This is a genomic window from Mesorhizobium sp. M7A.F.Ca.AU.001.01.1.1 (assembly GCF_004022735.1).
Lineage (GTDB): Bacteria > Pseudomonadota > Alphaproteobacteria > Rhizobiales > Rhizobiaceae > Mesorhizobium > Mesorhizobium ciceri.
In genome coordinates, this window is record NZ_RZPF01000899.1 from 1 (window position 1) to 2,257 (window position 2,257).

A 2,257-nucleotide genomic window follows, 5' to 3' on the forward strand; every position below is an offset into this window, starting at 1 on the left:
GTCGGTGAAGAGCGCGTGCATGGCCTGGCGCGCGGCGCCGGCCGGATCGCGCTGACGCGCTACACGCTTTTGCCGCTGCTGGCGGTGTTCTTCCTCACCAATCCGATGGCCTATACGTTCGGATCGTTCCTGGAAGAAAAGCACAAGCCAGCCTTCTATGCCGCGGCCGTGTCCTATGTGCACCCGCCGCTCGGCCTGTTCCCGCACATCAATCCCGGCGAGTATTTCGTCTGGGGTGGCATTCTCGTCGCGCTGCTGGAGCTGGAAAAGAAGGGCGTCGTCGTCGCCGGCTACCACGTCAAGGTGGCGATCTGGTACGCCATCGTCGGCCTCGTCGTCATCCTGCTCAAGGGCATGCTGACCGAACGCATCACCGCGATCATGGCACGCCGCCAAGGCGTCGAGCTGTAAGGGCGGGGAGGACATCATGGCCAAGACATATAAAGCCGTAAAAATCTCCCAGGGCAAAACCGGCTGGGGTGGCCCGCTCATCATCGAGCCGACCGAACAGCGCAGCAAGGTGGTTTCCGTCACCGGTGGTGGCATTCACCCGGTGGCGCAGCTCATCGCCGACATGACCGGCGCCGAGGCCGTCGACGGCTTCAGGGCACCGCCGATCGAAAGCGAGATGGCGGTTGTCGTCGTCGATTGCGGCGGCACCGCACGATGCGGCGTCTATCCGCGCAAACGTATCCCGACCGTCAATCTGACGCCGGTCGGTCAATCCGGGCCGCTGGCCCAGTTCATCACCGAGGACATCTACGTTTCGGGCGTGAAGCCGGCCAACATCACAATGGCGGACGGATCCGAAACGATCACGACTGCAGGGGGAGCAGCAGCGATGAGTTCAAACAACAATGCGACCGCGGCACCACAGCCGCTGCCGAGCGAAGGTGGGCTGATCGGCCTCATCAGCACGATCGGCCGCGTCATGGGACGTATCGTCGGCATCTTCTTCAATGCCGGCCGCCGCACCATCGACCAGGTCATCCGCAACGTGCTGCCGTTCATGGCCTTCGTGACCATGCTCATCGGTCTGATCCTGTATACCGGCATCGGCGATGTGCTGGCGCAGCCGATGGGTCCGCTGGCCAACAACATCGTCGGCCTGCTGATCATCTCGGCGATCTGCGGCCTGCCGTTCCTGTCGCCCATCCTCGGGCCAGGCGCTGTCATCGCGCAGGTCATCGGCGTCGCCATCATCGGCCCGCAGATCGCCAACGGCACGATTTCGCCGGCAATGGCACTGCCGGCGCTGTTTGCCTACAATACCCAGGTGGGCTGCGACTTCGTCCCCGTCGGCCTGGCGCTCGGCGAGGCCAAGCCTAAGACGATCGAAATCGGCGTTCCGGCGGTGCTCATCAGCCGCCAGATCATGGGTCCGGTCTCGGTGCTGATCGCCTGGGTCGTCAGCCTGATCGTGTTCTAAGGCAATTCCGGGAAAAGCGCACAATGCTTTCCCTTGGAAACTGCGTCAAAACAAAGAGATAGAGCGGTTCACCGCTCTAGGGAAAGTTTGAGAAAATGAGGTTCGCCATATGACGGTTCTTTTGAGAACACGGGTCACTGCCATCGGCCCCGAAGTGGCGGACCTTGCCGAAGGGGGCGTGGTCATCCTGTTTGCGGATGGCTCGCCGCCGGAGCTTGCCGAGGTTTCGGTGCTCCACAAGGCGGAGCAGGGACCAAGTGACGGAGCGCCCGCCAAGGGCGCTTCGATCACCCTCGGCCCGGTTGCCGCTGTTATCACAGCGGTCGGCTCCAGCGCGTGGAGCAAGGTGCTGGAAATGGGTCATGTCGTCATTTCGTTCAACGGCGCTACCGAGGCCGAGAGACCGGGCGAGATCTGTGCGTCGCAAGTCGATCCGCAAGCGCTCGTGGCCGCCCTGAAGACCGGCGCGATCATCACCATCGCCGCCTGACAGCATTCGCGCCGCGGCCCATGTTGGGAGCGGCGCCCAAAACCAGAGTATTTGCCATGGAACGCTCGACCATCGTCAGAGTGCATGAAGGTTTGCACGCCCGTCCCGCGACGCGGTTCGTGAAGCTCGCCAAGGGCTTCGAATCCGACGTCGAACTGATCAAGGACGGCAAGGCGGTCAGCGCCAAGAGTTCGGTCAAGCTGATGCTGCTGGCGGTCAAGGAGAACCAGGAAGTCACGGTGCGGGCGAATGGCGCCGATGCCATCGAGGCGCTCGAGGCGCTGATCGGCTATCTCGAGAATCCGCGGGCCGGCCTCGATGATGAAGCGGAAGCGCAG

Annotated in this window: 4 protein-coding genes; all 4 read left to right on the top strand. The window is 63.0% G+C overall.

The window, feature by feature from the left end; genetic code table 11:
* Positions 1 to 411: PTS glucitol/sorbitol transporter subunit IIC (locus tag EN884_RS33625; RefSeq protein ID WP_281034863.1), on the top strand; the 411-nt coding region annotated here is incomplete at its 5' end.
* A gap of 16 nt (positions 412 to 427) precedes the next feature.
* A complete protein-coding gene (locus EN884_RS33630) occupies positions 428 to 1,429 on the top strand; it encodes a PTS glucitol/sorbitol transporter subunit IIB (RefSeq protein WP_013529329.1) in 1,002 nt (333 codons plus the stop codon).
* Positions 1,430 to 1,538: 109 nt separating this feature from the next.
* The gene (locus tag EN884_RS33635) at positions 1,539 to 1,919 is read left to right on the top strand and encodes a PTS glucitol/sorbitol transporter subunit IIA (protein ID WP_013529330.1); all 381 of its coding nucleotides are present in this window, start codon (positions 1,539 to 1,541) and stop codon (positions 1,917 to 1,919) included.
* Between the two features lie 56 nt (positions 1,920 to 1,975).
* Positions 1,976 to 2,257: HPr family phosphocarrier protein (locus tag EN884_RS33640; RefSeq protein WP_164895337.1), on the top strand; the 282-nt coding region annotated here is incomplete at its 3' end.